Raw genomic sequence first — 16,498 nt, 5'->3', positions numbered from 1 at the left:
CCCTCGGCTCTCCTCTTGTTGTTCTTGCTGGAGCGCCCCGGCCGAGCGGCCGGGGGCGGGTATCAAAGACTCGGCAACAGCCGGGCCGGCAGCAGCGCGTTCAGGCAACCGCTGGCGAGCAACTGGCTGGCGGCCTCGATATCAGGGGCGAAGAAGCGATCCTCCTGGTAGTACGGCACCTTGTCGCGCAGCAGGCGGCGAGCCTGCTCCAGCTTCGGCGAACTCTTCAGGCCCTCGCGGAAGTCCAGGCCCTGGCAGGCGCCCAGCCACTCCACGGCGAGAATCCCGCGGACGTTCTCGGCCATCGCCCAGAGCCGTTTGCCGGCGTTCGGCGCCATCGACACATGGTCTTCCTGGTTGGCCGAGGTCGGCAGGCTGTCGACGCTGGCCGGATGGGCCAGGGCCTTGTTGTCGCTGGCCAGCGCGGCGGCGGTGACCTGGGCGATCATGAAGCCGGAGTTGACCCCGCCGTTGGCCACCAGGAACGGCGGCAACTGCGACATGTGCATGTCCATCATCAGCGAGATGCGCCGTTCCGACAGCGAACCGATCTCGGCCAACGCCAGGGCCAGGTTGTCGGCGGCCATCGCCACCGGTTCGGCGTGGAAGTTGCCGCCGGAGATCACGTCGCCCTCGGCGGCGAATACCAGCGGGTTGTCGGACACCGCGTTGGCTTCGATCTCCAGCACCTCGGCGGCCTGGCGCATCTGGGTCAGGCAGGCGCCCATCACCTGCGGCTGGCAACGCAGCGAATAGGGGTCCTGGACCTTGTCGCACTTCTCATGGGAACGCGCCACCTCGCTGCTGGCGGTGAGCAGGTCGCGATAGGCCGCGGCCACGTCGATCTGCCCACGCTGGCCGCGCGCGGCGTGGATGCGCGCATCGAACGGCGCCCGCGAACCGAGCATGGCCTCGACGCTGAGCCCGCCGCAGACGGTGGCGGCGGCGAACAGGTCCTCGGCCTCGAACAACCCGCGCAGCGCGTAGGCGGTGGACACCTGGGTGCCATTGAGCAGGGCCAGGCCTTCCTTCGCCGCCAGGGTCAGCGGCTCCAGCCCGGCCACCGCCAGCGCTTCGGCGGCCGGCAGCCACTCACCGCGATGGCGCGCCCGGCTTTCGCCGATCAGCACCAGCGACATGTGCGCCAGCGGCGCCAGGTCGCCGGACGCACCCACCGAGCCTTTCAGCGGGATGTGCGGATAGACCTCGGCGTTGATCAGCGCGATCAGCGCGTCGATCACCTTGCGGCGGATGCCGGAGAACCCGCGCGCCAGGCTGTTCACCTTGAGCAGCATGACCAGCCGCACCATGGCGTCGTCCAGCGCCTCGCCGACGCCGGCGGCATGGGACAGGACGATGGAACGCTGGAGCTTCTCCAGGTCGGCCGGGGAAATCCGCGTCGAGGCCAGCAGGCCGAAGCCGGTGTTGATGCCGTAGGCGGTGCGGCCCTCGGCGATGATGTTCTCGACACAGGCGACGCTGGCGGCGATCGGCGCGTCGGCGCTGGGATCCAGGCTCAGGCGCACGGGGGCCAGGTAGGCTTGGCGCAGGTCGGCCAGGGTCAACTGGCCGGGTTTCAGATGCAGGCTCATCGAAGGCTCCTTGTTCGGTTCGGCGGGCTCGGCAGCGCCGTCCGCCGGCGGCGTTTCATGGGATTGAAGGCGGCCGCGCCGCCCTGGAAATTCGTCTCAGGCCCCGTGCGCGGGACGTTCGAAGGCGCCGGGATCGGCCGGCAGGATCATTCGCGCCGGGGCCTGGCGCGTGGCCTTGCGCCGCGCCACCAGGTAGTAGAGGACCGCCGGCACCAGCAAGCCGATGATCCAGGAGATATCCACGCCGCCGAGGTGCTCGACCATCGGTCCGGTGTACAGCGTGGTCGCCAGGAACGGCATCTGCACCAGCACGCCGAGGGTATAGACGGCGATTCCCGGCAGGTTCCAGCGACCGTAGCGGCCGTCGGGGTCGGCCAGCGCGGGCACGTCATAGCGCTCGCGGGTGATGAAGTAGTAGTCGACCAGGTTCACCGCGCTCCACGGGGTGAAGAAGGTCAGCAGGAACAGGATGAAGGACTTGAACGCAGCGAGGAACGAGTGCTGGCCGAGCAGCGCGATGAGCGTCGAGGCGCCGACGATCGCGAGGACGAAGAACAGGCGTTGCACGCGGTTGATCTCCAGTTGGCCGCGTACGCTGCTGATGATGGTCGCGATGCACATGAAGCTGCCGTAGGAGTTCAGCGTGGAAATGGTCACCTTGCCGAAGGCGATGCTGAAGTAGAGCAGCGCGGCGACGGTCCCGCTGCTGCCCAGGCCGACGATGTAGGCCACCTCGCGGCCGGCGAACTGGCCGTTGGCCAGGGCTGCGGAGAACACCCCGAGGACCATCGAGGCCTGGGCGCCGAGCACCGAGCCGAGGCCGACGGCGAGGAAGGTCTTCCACGACGAGGTGGACGCCGGCAGGTAGCGTGAATAGTCGGCCACGTAGGGGCCGAAGGCGATCTGCCAGGACGCCGCCAGCGACACCGCGAGGAGGAACGAGGCCCAGCTGAAATGGCGGATGGCGAGCAGGTCGCCGATGTCGCTGAGCAGCATCAGGCGGCTGAACAGGTAGGCGAAGGCGATGATGCCGAGGACGCTGGCGATCCGCCCGATGATGTGGATGACGCGATAGCCGAGCACCGTCACCAGGACGATGAAGGCGGCGAAGATGAAGATCCCGGCGCTGTCGCTGAGCCCGGTGAGCTGGCCGATGGCCTGGCCGGAAAGCACCGTGCCGGTGGCGGTGAAGCCCAGGTACATCAGGCACACCAGGGCGATCGGGATGCAGGCGCCGTAGACGCCGAACTGCACCCGGCTGGAAATCATCTGCGGCAGCCCCAGGCGCGGCCCCTGCGCGGCGTGCAGGGCCATCACCGCGCCGCCGAGGAGCTGGCCGATGAGCAGGCCGACCAGCGACCAGAACACGTCGCCGCCGAGGACCACGGCGAGGGCGCCGGTGACGATGGCGGTGATCTGCAGGTTGGCCCCCAGCCAGAGGGTGAACTGGCTGTAGAGGCGGCCGTGGCGCTCGTTCGCCGGGATGTAGTCGATCGAGCGCCGTTCGATCAGTGGCTTGCTGTCGCTGCCCTGGGTCATGCTGCTGTACTCCGCTGCGGCTCGCGCGCCGCCATTCTTGTTGTGGCCTGGTCGGGACAGTGGGCGGCCGCCCCCACACCCCGCCGGCGTGGAGGCGGTTTTCGAGGTCAGCGCTGGGCGGTGATCATCGGAAGGTTCAGGCCCTGCTCCTTCGCGCAATCGATGGCGACCTGGTAGCCGGCGTCGGCGTGCCGCATCACCCCGGTCCCCGGGTCGTTGGTCAGCACGCGGGCGATGCGTTCGGCGGCCTCGTCGCTACCGTCGCAGACGATCACCATCCCGGAGTGCTGGGAGAAGCCCATGCCTACGCCGCCGCCGTGGTGCAGCGAGACCCAGGTGGCGCCGCTGGCGGTATTCAGCAGGGCATTCAGCAGCGGCCAGTCGGACACCGCGTCGGAGCCGTCCTGCATGGCCTCGGTCTCGCGGTTGGGGCTGGCCACCGAGCCGGAGTCGAGGTGGTCGCGGCCGATGACGATCGGCGCGGACAGCTCGCCGCTGCGCACCATCTCGTTGAAGGCCAGGCCGAGCTTGGCGCGCAGCCCCAGGCCAACCCAGCAGATGCGCGCCGGCAGGCCCTGGAAGCTGATGCGCTCGCGGGCCATGTCCAGCCAACGGTGCAGGTGGGCATCGTCGGGGATCAGTTGCTTGACCTTGGCGTCGGTCTTGTAGATGTCCTGCGGGTCGCCCGACAGCGCGGCCCAGCGGAACGGACCGATGCCGCGACAGAACAGCGGGCGGATGTAGGCCGGGACGAAGCCGGGGAAATCGAAGGCATTGGCCACCCCCTCTTCCTTGGCCATCTGGCGGATGTTGTTGCCATAGTCGAAGGTCGGCACGCCCTGCTGCTGGAACGCCAGCATGGCCCGCACGTGTACCGCCATGGACTGCTTGGCGGCCTTGACCACGGCGGCCGGGTCGGTCTGCGCGCGGTCGCGGTACTCTTCCCAGCTCCAGCCGGCCGGCAGGTAGCCGTTGAGTGGATCGTGGGCGCTGGTCTGGTCGGTGACCATGTCCGGGCGTACGCCGCGGCGAACCAGTTCCGGAAGGATCTCGGCGGCATTGCCCAGCAGGGCGATGGAGATGGCCTTGCCTTCGGCGGTGTAGCGCTGGATCCGCGCCAGGGCGTCGTCCAGGTCCTTGGCCTGCTCGTCGACGTAGCGACTGCGCAGGCGGAAGTCGATGCGGCTCTGCTGGCACTCGATGTTCAGCGAACAGGCGCCGGCCAGGGTCGCCGCCAGCGGCTGGGCGCCGCCCATGCCGCCAAGGCCGGCGGTAAGCACCCAGCGGCCCTTGAGATTGCCGTCGTAATGCTGGCGGCCAGCCTCGACGAAGGTTTCGTAGGTGCCCTGGACGATGCCCTGGCTGCCGATGTAGATCCACGAACCGGCGGTCATCTGGCCGTACATCGCCAGGCCCTTGGCGTCCAGTTCGTTGAAGTGTTCCCAGGTCGCCCAGTGCGGCACCAGGTTGGAGTTGGCGATCAGCACCCGCGGCGCGTTGGCGTGGGTCTTGAACACGCCGACCGGCTTGCCGGACTGTACCAGCAGGGTCTCGTCGTCGTTCAGTTGCTTGAGGGTCTCGACGATCCTGTCGTAGCACTCCCAGTTGCGCGCGGCACGGCCGATGCCGCCGTAAACCACCAGTTCCCTGGGGTTCTCCGCGACCTCCGGGTCGAGGTTGTTCATCAGCATGCGCAGCGGCGCTTCGGTCAGCCAGCTCTTGGCGGTCAGCGTAGTGCCGCGCGGGGCGCGGATTTCAATATCGCGGAATTTGCTCGGGGTGGTCACGGCAGGCTCCTGGGCGTGGCGTTCAACGGGCGGCGACCGGCGAGGGTGCGCCTGAATTCGGGGACGAAGCAGAGGTCGGGCTGGGTCTACCGAACACATCTATGCTTGTACATACAAGTATAAGCAAAGGAAGGGCCAATTCTGCCGCCACGCCCTCCGGCGATATCTCCACATTCCCGTGAATTTCATTCAACCCGTTGATTTTTCTGTAGTTAAGAATTAGTGAAGGTAGCCTCTCCCCCGGGAGAAGGAGCCTGCCGGAACGGCCCTGGGTGCACGTGATCGAAGCGTGCGCGCACCGGTTTGGGGCCTTCGGTAACACCGTTCAGCGCAATTGCGGGTAACCCCAGCCCTGCGCCTGACGCTCGTAGTCGAGGAGAATCCGGTAATGCTCCTCGCCGGCCGGGAGGAAGCTTTTCAGCGCCAGTGTCGCGGCCAGGTGCGGGCACTCGATCAGCGTCAGGTTCAGCGCTTCGAACAGCTCGCGGCGTTGCGCCGCACTCCAGTGCAGCGAGGTGATCAGCGGCAAGGCCGGGCTCGGCGCGCTGCGCCCGAGCACGCGCAGGCCGTCCAGGCGCTCCGGTGCGTGGCGTTGCAGGTAGCCGAAGGTCACTGCATCCACCGAGGTCAGCTCGACCTCACCCGCGGCCACCATCGCCAGGCTGCGCAGGTGGCCGCCGCTGATGTGCACCTCGGCGAAGAACGCCGAGTCTCGCCCCAGCGGCGCCAGCGCATGGCGCAGCAGGTTCATGCCGCTGTTGGAGTCGTGGTCGTTGAGCGCCAGGCGGGTATTGCGGAAGTCGCCGAGGCGCTGGCGCGCCTGTCCTTCGGCGGCGACGAACAGGCTGCAATGCTCGCCGGGAGCACAATCGGGCAAGTCGTAGCTGGGCACCGCGAGCACCGCCACCTGGCCGCGCAACTGGGTCATCAGCGGATAGCCGCAGGTCTGCGCGAACAACAGGTTAGGCTGTCGCCACTGCACCGCCAGATCGGTGGCGGCCGACGCGTAACGGCGCACGCCCAGGCGCCGGCAGACCTCGCCGATGAAGGTTGCGCCGGCCTGCCTGACGCAGTCCGGCTCGACATACATGTCCAGCGCCGCCACCACCGGGGTATCGATCATGCTCTCGTCCGCCTGCCTTCAATGCTCGGGATGCACCGGCGCATCCACCGGCCGCCAACCGTGGCGCCGCCATAGACGACCATAGCCGGGCAGGTGGAAATCGCCACTGCGTCGCCGGTAGGCACGGCGGCTTGCGCTATACACGCGTGGCAGCAGGTACCAGGGCAGGCCCGGCAGATCGTGGTGGACCAGATGCAGGTTGTTGTTGAGGAACAGCAGCCGCCAAGGCCACCCCGCCTCGACCAGCACGCTGCGCTGCGCCGGCTCGCGGGCCGGACGGTGCTCGTAGAAAGAGCGCAGCATGCTCAGACCGAGGGCCGGATAGGCCACCGCCGGCAGGTACAACCAGGGCGGGATGCCCGCCCAGCGCCAAAGCCCGGCCAGCAACCCGCCCAGCAGCACGGCATGCAGGCTCCACAGGCGCCAGGCGGCGCCCTCTCCCTGGCGCAACCGCGAACCCTCCAGGCGCGCCATCGCCGCCAGGGCCAGCAGCGGGCCGAGGGTGGCGCGACCGAGCAGGGTCTTGTCCAGGCAGAGCCAGCGCCGCCGCCAGGAGCCCAGGCGTGGCCATTCGGACAGACTGACGTAACGACTCTCGGGGTCCAGCCCCGGGTAGGTCAGTTGCTCGTCGCGGTGGTGCCGCAAGTGGCTGTCACGGTACAGCGGATAGGGATACCAGACGGCCAGCGGCAGGTAGCCGAGCACGGCGTTGAACCTCGGCCAGCGGGTCGGGTGGCCATGGATCAGCTCATGCTGCAACGACATGTAGAGGGAGGCGAACGGCACCAGCCCCGCCAGCACCGGCCAGCCCCAATGCCGATACTGGCTGGCGAGCAGTGCCCAACCGCCGTACAGGCAGGCGATCAGCAGCCAGGTCGGCCATTCGCTGCGCGCCTGGAAGGTATCCTGGAGCCGCCGCACCAGGGTGCGCTGACGCCCGCTCAGGTAGTGCGCCATGAAGGCTGGCGAGGCTTACCTCAGGGAGGTATCGAGGCGCGCGGCGACTTCGGCCGGCACCCAGTGGCTCCAGATTTCGCGATGCTGGCGAAGGAACTGCGCACGCACCTCGCCGACCTCGCGATGATTCTGCGCCATGTCGGCGAGCAGCTCGTTGAACAGCGGCAAGGGGATCTCGACCTTGCGGAACAGCTCGACCAACGCCGGCGCCTTGTCATGGAAATCGCGGGAAACGCCAATGGTGATCTTCGCCGGCAACGAGCGGGAACCGATGGGGTCGGGGTTCTTCGGATCGGACAGGGTGGCCCAGGCCTTCTCGCTGAACGGCGGCTCTTCCAGTTGCACCAGCTTGAAACGGCCCATCAACGGAGTCGGCGACCAATAGTAGAAAAGCACCGGCTCACCGCGCCGGAAGGCCGCACTGATCGCCGCATCCAGCGCCGGGCCGGTGCCGGTGCGGAAGTTCGTGTAGCTGTCCTGCAACCTGTAGGCCTTGAGCTTCTGGCTGTTGACGATCTCGCAGGTCCAACCGGTCGGGCAGTTGTAGAAACGCCCCTTGGCGGGCTCCTCGGGATCGCGGAACAGCGCCTTGTAGCGCGGCAGGTCGGCGACCGACCTCAACTCCGGCGCCTTCGCCTCGATGCCTCGTTGCGGGTCGCCCTTGACCAGGTACTCCGGCACCCACCAGCCCTCGGTGGCGCCCTTCACCGTCTCGCCGGCGGAGAACACCTCGCCCGCCTCCTCCGCCGCGCGCCACACCGGGCTACGCCCGGCCCATTGCTCCCCGGTGACCTGGATATCGTTCTGGCGCAGGGCGTTTTCCATGGTCACGGTATTGCCCGGCAGCGCGTCGGTCTCGCAGCCGTAGCCTTTTTCCAGTACGTAGCGCAACAGGTCGGTGGTGAACATGCCGCTTTCCCAGTTCAGCCCGGCGAACACCACTTTGCCCGGGTACGGGCATTCCGCCGCGACGGCGGTCTGGCTGGCGAGGCTGGCGCCCAGGGCGAGGACGGCGAGGATCTGGCGAAGCGGGGGCATGCGGGTCTCCCGGTTGGAGTCGGACGGCATGCAGAACTATATAGGCATTAAAAATATTGGATTAATAACGTTTGGTTCTTTGGATAGACAAAAGCGCCTACCCTTTCGGTGTAGACGCTTTTTCCTGGCGGCGCCGGCGAATCACAGCGAATCGAGTTCCACCGCACAGACCCACGCCGGCTCGTGTGCCGTCAGGCGCCAATGCTGCAAGCCCTGCAGTCCCTCGGCGCACAGGCAGTCGTGGGCAGCCAGTTGCCCGCGAGGTTGCCCTTGCAAGGAAATCGCTACCCCGCCCTGCTGGGCGAACAGCAGCAGCGTGCTCGCCGTGCCGTGCCAGTCCAGCTCGCCCTCGACCCACAGCCATTGCAGGCGCGCGCGATGGCGCCGGGGCGCATAGATCAGGTTGAAGTCGCGGATAGCTCCATCGAGCAGGGTGCAGTGCACCTCGCTGTCGCCGGAAAAGGCGAAGGCCTGCCGCGCGCGTAGCGGCGCGGATTCCGCGCCATCCACCCGCAGGCGCATGCCGCCGCCCTCCAGCACGCTGATGATCCGCTGGTAACCGGCGAAGCGGGAGAAGCCGCCGGACTCGCCGACATCGGCGATCGACAGGCGCCAGCCGAAGCCGTCCAGGCCGTCGCCGCCGTCGCGGGCGATCTCCTCGGTGGAGCCGGCGCCGTTCTTCCACGGCATTCTCGGGTAGTCGACGGCGCGCAGGATGCGGAATTCGCTCATGAGCTGAAGCGTCCTTCCAGACGGTGGCGGGAACCCGGGTGCAGCAGCCGCGCGGCGGTCACCGCGACACGCCCGGACCATGTGCGGCGGCGGATCAGCAGGCACGGCTCGCCGCGTTCGATCTGCAACAGCTTGCACTCGGCCGGCTCGGCGAGGATCGCCTCGACCACATGCTCGCCCTCGGTGAGCGGCGCCACCTGGGTCAGGTAGGCATAGGGCGTTTGCCGGGTGAAATCCTGCTTGAGGTAGTCCGGCGCCACCGCGGCGTTCACGTAGCGGTCCTCGATCTGCACCGGGATATCGTTCTCGTAGTGCACGATCAGCGAGTGGAACACCCGCTGGCCTTCGCGCACGTCCAGTGCCAGGGCGCGCTCGGGGCCGGCGACCTCCTCGCCGAGGGTGATCACCTGGCAACGATGGCGATGCCCGCGGGCCGCGATCTCGTCGGCGATGTTGTGCACCTCGAACAGCGCCGACTGGCCCTTGGGCTCGGCGACGAAGGTTCCTACCCCCTGCATGCGCACCAGCAGGCCGTCGCTGGTCAGTTCGCGCAGGGCGCGATTGATGGTCATGCGACTGAAGCCGAGCTGGCTGACCAGTTCGCTCTCGGACGGCACCCGGTGGTGCGGCGGCCAGGCGCCCGACTGGATCTGGCTGACGATCATCTGCTTGACCCGCGCGTAGAGCGGCGCCGGTACCTCGCCGAGTTGCGAGGCCAGCGGGGAACGATCGGAGGAAGAGGACGTCACGGAGAGACTCCTTGTCGAGGCGTCGATGAAGTGAGTTTACGCACCGCTTAATCGTCTGTATATGTATATACAAATAAAACAGACTGCGTGTGAGCTGATTATGTCCGCAATTTTCGCTGAACGTGCGTTGCTGCCGGAAGGCTGGGCGCGAAATGTCCGTTTCGAGATTTCCGCGGACGGAGTCCTCGCCGGGATTCGTCCCGACGCCAACGCCGACGGCGCCGAACGCCTCGGCGGCGCCGTGCTGCCGGGGATGCCCAACCTCCATTCGCACGCGTTCCAGCGCGCCATGGCCGGGCTCGCCGAAGTCGCCGGCAATCCCAACGACAGTTTCTGGACCTGGCGCGAGCTGATGTACCGGATGGTCGCTCGACTGTCGCCGGAACAGATCGAGGTCATCGCCTGCCAGCTCTACATCGAGATGCTCAAGGCCGGCTACACCGCGGTGGCGGAATTCCACTACGTCCATCACGACCTCGACGGCCGCTCCTACGCCGACCCCGCCGAACTTTCCCTGCGCATCTCCCGCGCCGCCAGCGCCACAGGTATCGGCCTGACCCTGCTGCCCGTGCTTTACAGTCACGCAGGCTTCGGCGGCCAGCCGGCCAGCGAGGGCCAGCGGCGCTTCATCAATGGCAGCGAGGCCTACCTGGAACTGCTCCAGCGCCTGCGCGCGCCGCTGGAGGCGGCAGGCCACTCCCTGGGCCTGTGCTTCCACTCCCTGCGCGCGGTGACTCCGCAGCAGATCGCCACGGTCCTCGCCGCCGGCCACGACGACCTGCCGGTCCACATCCATATCGCCGAACAGCAGAAGGAAGTCGACGACTGCCTGGCCTGGAGCGGACGCCGGCCGTTGCAATGGCTGTACGAGAACGTCGCGGTCGACCAGCGCTGGTGCCTGGTCCATGCGACCCACGCCGACCCCGCCGAGGTGGCGGCGATGGCGCGTAGCGGCGCGGTGGCCGGCCTGTGCCTGAGCACCGAGGCCAACCTCGGCGACGGCATCTTCCCGGCGACGGACTTCCTCGCCCAGGGCGGGCGCCTGGGCATCGGCTCGGACAGCCACGTCTCGCTCAGCGTGGTCGAGGAACTCCGCTGGCTGGAATACGGCCAGCGCCTGCGCGACCGGAAACGCAACCGGCTGTACCGCGACGACCAGCCGATGATCGGCCGCACGCTCTACGACGCTGCGCTGGCTGGCGGCGCCCAGGCCCTTGGGCAGCCGATCGGTAGCCTCGCCGTGGGCCGCCGCGCCGACCTGCTGGTGCTCGACGGCAACGACCCCTACCTGGCCAGCGCCGAGGGCGACGCCCTGCTCAACCGCTGGCTGTTCGCCGGCGGCGACCGCCAGGTGCGCGACGTGATGGTGGCCGGCAGATGGGTGGTGCGCGACGGCCGGCATGCAGGGGAAGAACGCAGCGCACGGGCGTTCGTCCAGGTGCTGGGGGAACTGCTCGACTGACCCTGCGCAGCGGCGGACAACCGCGTTGCGCTTATCCGCCCCACTCGTTCGAGCCGTCGGGCGCTAAACGCCGATACTTCCCACGCCAGCCGCCAGGCGTGAACGGCGCTGGAAAGAAAAAACGCCCCGGCGGGGCGTTCCTTCACTGGCTCCGCTTCAACTGGCCGTCGGGTACCCGCCAGATCAGCTCGTCCACCGCGTAACCGCGGCTGCGCGCTTCTTCCAGCAGACGCTCGCGGGTCTGCTGCGAAACCTGCGGGGTACGCGACAGCAGCCACAGGTATTCACGGTTCGGATTGCCCACCAGCGCGGTACGGTAGTCGTCGTCCACCGCCAGCACCCAATAGTCGCCGCGCGCCACGTTGGGGAAGAGATTGGCGAACCAGTTGTCGAAGCGCACCCACAACTTGTCGGTGCGGCCCGGCTGCTGGGCGACCGCCCGCCCCTCCACCTGCTCCCAGTCGCCATCCGGGGTCAGGCAGCGGTTGATCACCTGGATGCTCTGGTCTTCCTGCAAGCGGTAATGCGCCTCCGATTGCGCGCAGTTGCGCTGGAAGAACATCGGCAAGCGCGCCAGTTCGTACCAGGTGCCCTGGTAGCGCTGGAGGTCGACCTGCTCGGTGGCCGGCGGATTCTTCGGCGAGCCCGCGCAACCGACCAGCAGCAAGCCCAGCCACAGGGTGCAGAGCACCCGGATCGGCAGACCGATCACTTGAGCCCCTGGCCGGAGAAGAGCAGCGCCTTGTCGGCCGCGTACTGCACGCTGATGAAAGCCTTCTCGTCGCCCCAGGTGCAACTGGACATGCCCAGCGCGCCGGAGCACTCGGTGGGCTTGCCGAGGATCGCCTCGACCTCGGCCTTGCTCATGCCGGCCTTGAGCTTGGAATAGTTTTCCTGGTTGATCTTGCTGCAGGCGGCCAGGACGACGCAGAAAGCGACCACGGCCAGGGTACGGAACGACGCCATGAGGAACTCCTTGTTCGGGGGAAGCGCTGCCCTACAGCTTGGCACACGCGGGGGAAATCCGGAGCCTTGGAGTCAGAAACGCGAACCGGGTTCCCTGAGGAACGCCGTCTCCTCCTCGCTGGAGGGGCGGCCGAGAATGGCGTTGCGATGGGGAAAGCGACCGAAGCGGGCGACTACCGCATGATGCCGCTCGGCATAGTCGTAGAAATCGTCGAAGGGCTTGCGCACGCTGCCACCGACCTGATCGCGCAGGTCGCGGAAGCAGGCTACCGCCCGCTCCTGGCTGGGCAGGTCCTCGGCGTGCTCCAGGACCAGGTAGGCGAACACCCGGCGCACCGGCGGCAACTGGCGGTCGAAGCCTTTTTCCAGGCCCTCGCGCACCACCCGTTGCGCCCGGGCGTCGCCGGCGTAGGCGCGCGGCGTGTCGCGGTAGATCATCCGCGGCAACTGGTCGAGCAACAGGATCAGCGCCAGCCAGCCATCGGCCTCGGCCGTCCACTCCTGCAAGCCGCCGTCCAGCGCCTGGTTCACCAGGTCGCCGAAACGGCCGCCGGCATCGGCGTCCTGGCAGACGTTCTTGCCGAACCACAGGCCGTTGCGCTGGGCAACCACCTCGGCGGCATCGCTGGAGGTGCCGAACCACCAGTCGAGCAAGGTCTCCCAGGGCGCGCTCATCGGCCTACTCCGCGTGGTAGCCGGTGATGCGCTCGACTTCCTGCTTCGAGCCGAGGAACACCGCGACACGCTGGTGCAGGTTCTCCGGCTTGATGTCGAGGATGCGCTGGGTGCCGTTGGTGGCGGCGCCGCCGGCCTGCTCGATGATGAACGACATCGGGTTGGCTTCGTACATCAGGCGCAGCTTGCCGGGCTTCTCCGGCTCGCGGGCGTCGCGCGGGTACATGAAGACGCCGCCACGGGTCAGGATGCGGTGGACGTCGGCGACCATCGAGGCGATCCAGCGCATGTTGTAGTTCTTGCCCAGCGGGCCTTCCTTGCCGGCCAGCAGTTCTTCCACGTAGCGTTTCACCGGCGCTTCCCAGTGGCGCTGGTTGGACATGTTGATGGCGAACTCGGCGGTGCTTTCCGGCACGCTGATGTTGTCGTGGGTGAGGACGAAGCTGCCCAGCTCGCGATCCAGGGTGAAGCCCTTGACGCCATTGCCGAGGGTCAGCATCAGCATGGTCTGCGGGCCGTAGATGGCGTAGCCGGCGGCGACCTGGGTGGTGCCCGGCTGGAGGAAGGCTTCCTCGCGCAGGGTATCGTTCTGGTTCAGGTACTCGTTGGGGCAGCGCAGCACCGAGAAGATGGTGCCGACCGAGACGTTGACGTCGATGTTGCTGGAGCCGTCCAGCGGGTCGAAGACCAACAGGTAGGCGCCTTTCGGATAGCGCCCCGGAATCTGGTAGGGGTGGTCCATCTCCTCGGAGGCCATGCCGGCCAGGTTGCCGGCCCATTCGTTGGCTTCCAGCAGGATCTCGTTGGACATCACGTCCAGCTTCTTCTGCACCTCGCCCTGCACGTTCTCGGTGCCCATGCTGCCGAGCACGCCGCCCAGCGCGCCCTTGGACACCGCATGGCTGATTTCCTTGCAGGCACGCGCCACGACCTCGATGAGGAAGCGCAGGTCGGCCGGGGTGTTGTGGCTGCGGGTCTGCTCGATCAGATAGCGGCTCAGGGTAACGCGGGACATGGATGGCTCCGGAGAGAGGAAAAAACCCGCGCAGTTTAACGCGGAATTGGCGGTCACGCTTGACTCCGCGCAACCGCCGGTTGGAGATCGGCGGCGGCGGCGCGGTTCATTTCCGCGGCGCGCAACCGATCGACGGTCGTCAGCCGCGCCCCATCTCGCCGTTCAGGCTGGCCTGGACGATTTCCACCCAGTAGCCGTCGGGATCGCTGATGAAGGCCACGTTCTTCATGCCTCGGTCCAGCGGCTTGACGAAGTTCACCCCGAGCGTTTCGAAACGCTCGCAAGCCGCCACCAGGTCGGGCACCGAGAAACAGATATGGCCGAACCCGCGCGGGTCCTGGTTGCCGTTGTGGTACTGGCTGTCGTCGCTCTCGCTGCCCCAGTTGTGGGTCAGCTCGAGGACCGACTGGCGCCCGAAGGTATATCGCTGGCGCTCGTCGACCGCATCAGGCACTTCTTCGCCACGGGTCATGGCGAGGAAATACAGGGAGAAGCGGCCTTCCTCGAAATCCAGGCGACGCAGCAGGCGCATGCCGAGCACCCGCGAGTAGAAGTCGAGCGAGCGCTTCGGATCCTTGACCCGCAACATGGTGTGGTTGAACACGTATTCCTGGGTGATGGCGTCCGGCTCCATGCAGATGCCGGGCTGTACTTCGGTGTTGAAACTCATCGGGCGATTCCCTCGAACGAAACGGATCGGCAGTGTATGGCGGTCGACCGGGCGGCGAGTAACAGCGGGGTACTACTCTCTTGATGCCGGCGCGCGCCGTTCGTTCCGTCGGCGAGAAACGCGACCGGCGCCGCCCGGGCGCCGGTCGCCGCTACCTCAGAAGTCCAGGCTCAGCGCCAGGCTGACGCTCTGCTGGGTATCGTCCTCGCCCTTGCGCCAGTTGTAGCCGCCGCGCAGCGACAGCTCCGGTGCCAGCTTCTGGCTGAAGCCGAGGGAGACGCGGTTGAGGTGGTCCTGCGGGGTGTAGCCTTCGAGGGTAAAGCGATTGCCCGGCAGGCTGTTGAGGGACATGGTGAGGTCCTGGGTGTCGTCCTCGTACTCGCGTTCGTGGGCGTACTCGGCGAACAGCTGGGTATCGCTGCCGAACGCGTACTTGCCTTGCAGGCCGGCGCCCAGGCGCTTCGAGCTGCGCTTCTGGTCGTCGTAGTCGAGCGCGCTGGCGCTGGCGCCCTTCTCGGAATAGCCGTCGACCTCGACCCGTGCATAGTCGGCGCTGACGAACGGCGACAGGTGCCAGGGACTGTCGGCCTGCTGGGCGATGTCGTAGCCCAGGCGCACGCTGAACGCCCACAGGTGGCCGTTGGTGTCGCCTTTCTCGCTGCGCTCGCCGCCGCCCAGGGCGAACTTGCGCTTCAGGTCGTCGTAGTCGAGGTAGCCGCCGGTCAACGCCGCGTCGGCCCACCAGCGGTTTTCCTGGTACTGCACGAAGGCGCTGGCCATGTAGCTGTTCATCCGGTAGTCGGAATCCTTGGCGCCGGCTTCCAGCTTCTGCCGGTAGAAACCGGCGGCGACCCCGGCGCGCCAGGCCTCGTCGATGCGGTAGCTGCCGCCAAGGGTCAGGTTGTAGCCATTGCCGTCGCCGCTGGCGGCGCTGTCCTGGGAGTCGAAGTCCAGGCGCTGGCCACCGCCGCCGACGAAGCCGCGCCACTGGCCGACGTTCTGCCAGTTCTCCCAGTCCGCCTGCCACTGGCTGCGCAGTTCGTCCTGGTAGGCACGCAGGGTGCCGTGGGCCATTTCCGGCAGCAGGGTCAACTCCCAGGGCGCCGACAGCAGCGAATAGGTGTAGTCGGCGATCAGGCGCTGGCCGGTGATGGTCGGGTGCACGCTGTCGTTGAACAGCAGTTTGCTCGGGTCGGGCGTGCTGCCGTTGATCCCGTAGGTCGGGTTCATGGTACAGCCGTTGCCGCTGAAACAGGTGCCGATCAGGTTCTGGTCGGCGGCCAGGCCGAAGGAAGCCGGGTTGGCCATGCCTTCCTTGAGCAGCAGCGGGATGTTCAACGGAATGACGTTGGCGCCGGCCTGGCTCAACTGGGCGGTCAGCTCGGCGTTGAACGTGCCGCTGAGTTGGCTGGCGAAAGGCTGCAAGGGACCACCGAAGGTAGCCGGGGTCAGGCCCAGGTCGGGCAACAGCCAGACCACGATGTAGCGCGCGCCGGCCTGCTGCAGGGCCTGCACGCTATCCACCAGGCGACCGGCGGCCTGTTGTGCCTGGACGTCGTTGAGGATGCGCCCCTGGAGGAAGTCGTTGCCGCCGCCGGTGATGTAGTACAACGCGTTCGGATCGGCACCCAGGCCCTGGCGGGCACGGTCCACCAGGTAGCCATCGCGGCTGCGCAGGAGGGTATTGTCGCGCTCGATCAGCGAGCCGTTGGCCGCGGTGATCGAGTCGTAGATCTGGTCGGTCCGGTAGCCGCCCACCGCCCAGTTGTTGCCGTCGGCGATGCCCTGCTGGGCGTTGACCGGCGAGGTCGAGGCAGCCAGGTCGCCCGGGGCGATGCCGAGCTGATTGCCGAGCAGCATGGGCGCGGTCGGTCCGAAGATCTCGCCGCTGCCGTTCTGGTAGGTCGGGCCGACCCGGTTGGTGAAACGCGAGGTGCTTCCGGCGGGGCCGGCAGGATCGGGGAACTGCCCGGCATCGCTGAGGCTGTCGCCGAACACCACCAGCGTCGAATAGGGCGAAGGAGCAGCCTGCGGGGCGGTGGACAGCGAAGCCAGCAGGCAGGCCGCTACCAGTGGCTTGAGCGCCATTCTGATCATTCTCTTACTCCGTGATTTGTTTTTATTGTCGGGCCGCCGCGTCGTCGGCATGCGCCCCGGGGCCCGTCGTAAAGCCTCCTCAGCCGAACAGCATAG

Annotated in this window: 15 protein-coding genes; 1 reads left to right on the top strand and 14 read right to left on the bottom strand. The window is 67.4% G+C overall.

Features of this window, described 5'->3' with window-relative positions; all coding sequences use genetic code 11:
- Positions 1-62: 62 nt before the first annotated feature.
- From hutH to hutC, 8 genes are all read right to left on the bottom strand, one after another.
- The gene (gene hutH, locus HMPREF3014_RS30495) at positions 63-1,592 is read right to left on the bottom strand and encodes a histidine ammonia-lyase (protein WP_003114461.1); all 1,530 of its coding nucleotides are present in this window, start codon (positions 1,590-1,592) and stop codon (positions 63-65) included.
- A gap of 96 nt (positions 1,593-1,688) precedes the next feature.
- Entirely contained in the window at positions 1,689-3,131 is a 1,443-nt protein-coding gene (locus HMPREF3014_RS30490) for a purine-cytosine permease family protein (RefSeq protein ID WP_003118001.1), read from the bottom strand.
- Positions 3,132-3,238: 107 nt separating this feature from the next.
- Positions 3,239-4,918 (bottom strand): urocanate hydratase, encoded by a 1,680-nt coding sequence (gene hutU / locus HMPREF3014_RS30485; RefSeq protein WP_003095958.1) that lies wholly within the window; start codon positions 4,916-4,918, stop codon positions 3,239-3,241.
- Between the two features lie 325 nt (positions 4,919-5,243).
- Positions 5,244-6,041 carry a phosphate/phosphite/phosphonate ABC transporter substrate-binding protein gene (locus HMPREF3014_RS30480; RefSeq protein WP_003114463.1) on the bottom strand — a complete coding sequence of 266 codons (798 nt, stop codon included), beginning with the start codon at positions 6,039-6,041 and terminating at the stop codon, positions 5,244-5,246.
- A gap of 18 nt (positions 6,042-6,059) precedes the next feature.
- The gene (locus HMPREF3014_RS30475; protein WP_023087883.1) at positions 6,060-6,998 is read right to left on the bottom strand and encodes a fatty acid desaturase; all 939 of its coding nucleotides are present in this window, start codon (positions 6,996-6,998) and stop codon (positions 6,060-6,062) included.
- Positions 6,999-7,013: 15 nt separating this feature from the next.
- Complete coding sequence (locus HMPREF3014_RS30470; RefSeq protein ID WP_023087884.1) at positions 7,014-8,036, bottom strand: ABC transporter substrate-binding protein; 1,023 nt, start codon at positions 8,034-8,036, stop codon at positions 7,014-7,016.
- A 141-nt stretch (positions 8,037-8,177) separates the two neighbouring features.
- The gene (locus tag HMPREF3014_RS30465) at positions 8,178-8,768 is read right to left on the bottom strand and encodes a HutD/Ves family protein (RefSeq protein ID WP_003110172.1); all 591 of its coding nucleotides are present in this window, start codon (positions 8,766-8,768) and stop codon (positions 8,178-8,180) included.
- Entirely contained in the window at positions 8,765-9,517 is a 753-nt protein-coding gene (gene hutC, locus HMPREF3014_RS30460; protein WP_003095970.1) for a histidine utilization repressor, read from the bottom strand. Before hutC ends, HMPREF3014_RS30465 begins: the two co-directional genes overlap by 4 nt.
- Before the next feature lie 100 nt (positions 9,518-9,617).
- On the opposite strand from hutC, the gene HMPREF3014_RS30455 reads away from it, so the two are divergent.
- A complete protein-coding gene (locus tag HMPREF3014_RS30455; RefSeq protein ID WP_003101785.1) occupies positions 9,618-10,979 on the top strand; it encodes a formimidoylglutamate deiminase in 1,362 nt (453 codons plus the stop codon).
- 142 nt (positions 10,980-11,121) lie between these two features.
- Here the strand turns inward: HMPREF3014_RS30455 and HMPREF3014_RS30450 are convergent, their stop codons facing one another.
- The 6 genes from HMPREF3014_RS30450 to estA all read right to left on the bottom strand — a co-directional run bounded on the left by HMPREF3014_RS30450 (position 11,122) and on the right by estA (position 16,402).
- Positions 11,122-11,691 carry a lipocalin family protein gene (locus HMPREF3014_RS30450; protein WP_023087885.1) on the bottom strand — a complete coding sequence of 190 codons (570 nt, stop codon included), beginning with the start codon at positions 11,689-11,691 and terminating at the stop codon, positions 11,122-11,124.
- Positions 11,688-11,945 carry an outer membrane protein assembly factor BamE domain-containing protein gene (gene bamE, locus HMPREF3014_RS30445; protein ID WP_003095983.1) on the bottom strand — a complete coding sequence of 86 codons (258 nt, stop codon included), beginning with the start codon at positions 11,943-11,945 and terminating at the stop codon, positions 11,688-11,690. Before bamE ends, HMPREF3014_RS30450 begins: the two co-directional genes overlap by 4 nt.
- A gap of 72 nt (positions 11,946-12,017) precedes the next feature.
- On the bottom strand, positions 12,018-12,620 hold the full coding sequence (locus HMPREF3014_RS30440; protein ID WP_003101790.1) for a DUF924 family protein: 603 nt from the start codon (positions 12,618-12,620) through the stop codon (positions 12,018-12,020).
- A 4-nt stretch (positions 12,621-12,624) separates the two neighbouring features.
- On the bottom strand, positions 12,625-13,635 hold the full coding sequence (locus HMPREF3014_RS30435; RefSeq protein WP_003095990.1) for a class 1 fructose-bisphosphatase: 1,011 nt from the start codon (positions 13,633-13,635) through the stop codon (positions 12,625-12,627).
- Positions 13,636-13,774: 139 nt separating this feature from the next.
- Complete coding sequence (gloA, locus tag HMPREF3014_RS30430) at positions 13,775-14,305, bottom strand: lactoylglutathione lyase (RefSeq protein WP_003101793.1); 531 nt, start codon at positions 14,303-14,305, stop codon at positions 13,775-13,777.
- A 156-nt stretch (positions 14,306-14,461) separates the two neighbouring features.
- On the bottom strand, positions 14,462-16,402 hold the full coding sequence (estA, locus tag HMPREF3014_RS30425; protein WP_070734406.1) for an esterase EstA: 1,941 nt from the start codon (positions 16,400-16,402) through the stop codon (positions 14,462-14,464).
- Positions 16,403-16,498 lie beyond the last annotated feature (96 nt).

It is taken from the genome of Pseudomonas sp. HMSC065H01 (assembly GCF_001815235.1).
Lineage (GTDB): Bacteria > Pseudomonadota > Gammaproteobacteria > Pseudomonadales > Pseudomonadaceae > Pseudomonas > Pseudomonas aeruginosa.
This window is presented reverse-complemented; position numbering and strand designations above follow the sequence as displayed.

Bases quoted from the DNA above. Each gene is read 5' to 3' on its own strand.
- HMPREF3014_RS30470 (WP_023087884.1), bottom strand. From the start codon at position 8,036: ATGCCCCCGCTTCGCCAGATCCTCGCCGTCCTCGCCCTGGGCGCCAGC.
- HMPREF3014_RS30440 (WP_003101790.1), bottom strand. From the start codon at position 12,620: ATGAGCGCGCCCTGGGAGACCTTGCTCGACTGGTGGTTCGGCACCTCC.
- HMPREF3014_RS30475 (WP_023087883.1), bottom strand. From the start codon at position 6,998: ATGGCGCACTACCTGAGCGGGCGTCAGCGCACCCTGGTGCGGCGGCTC.
- gloA (WP_003101793.1), bottom strand. From the start codon at position 14,305: ATGAGTTTCAACACCGAAGTACAGCCCGGCATCTGCATGGAGCCGGAC.
- bamE (WP_003095983.1), bottom strand. From the start codon at position 11,945: ATGGCGTCGTTCCGTACCCTGGCCGTGGTCGCTTTCTGCGTCGTCCTG.
- HMPREF3014_RS30480 (WP_003114463.1), bottom strand. From the start codon at position 6,041: ATGATCGATACCCCGGTGGTGGCGGCGCTGGACATGTATGTCGAGCCG.
- estA (WP_070734406.1), bottom strand. From the start codon at position 16,402: ATGATCAGAATGGCGCTCAAGCCACTGGTAGCGGCCTGCCTGCTGGCT.
- hutH (WP_003114461.1), bottom strand. From the start codon at position 1,592: ATGAGCCTGCATCTGAAACCCGGCCAGTTGACCCTGGCCGACCTGCGC.
- HMPREF3014_RS30490 (WP_003118001.1), bottom strand. From the start codon at position 3,131: ATGACCCAGGGCAGCGACAGCAAGCCACTGATCGAACGGCGCTCGATC.
- HMPREF3014_RS30435 (WP_003095990.1), bottom strand. From the start codon at position 13,635: ATGTCCCGCGTTACCCTGAGCCGCTATCTGATCGAGCAGACCCGCAGC.
- HMPREF3014_RS30465 (WP_003110172.1), bottom strand. From the start codon at position 8,768: ATGAGCGAATTCCGCATCCTGCGCGCCGTCGACTACCCGAGAATGCCG.
- HMPREF3014_RS30455 (WP_003101785.1), top strand. From the start codon at position 9,618: ATGTCCGCAATTTTCGCTGAACGTGCGTTGCTGCCGGAAGGCTGGGCG.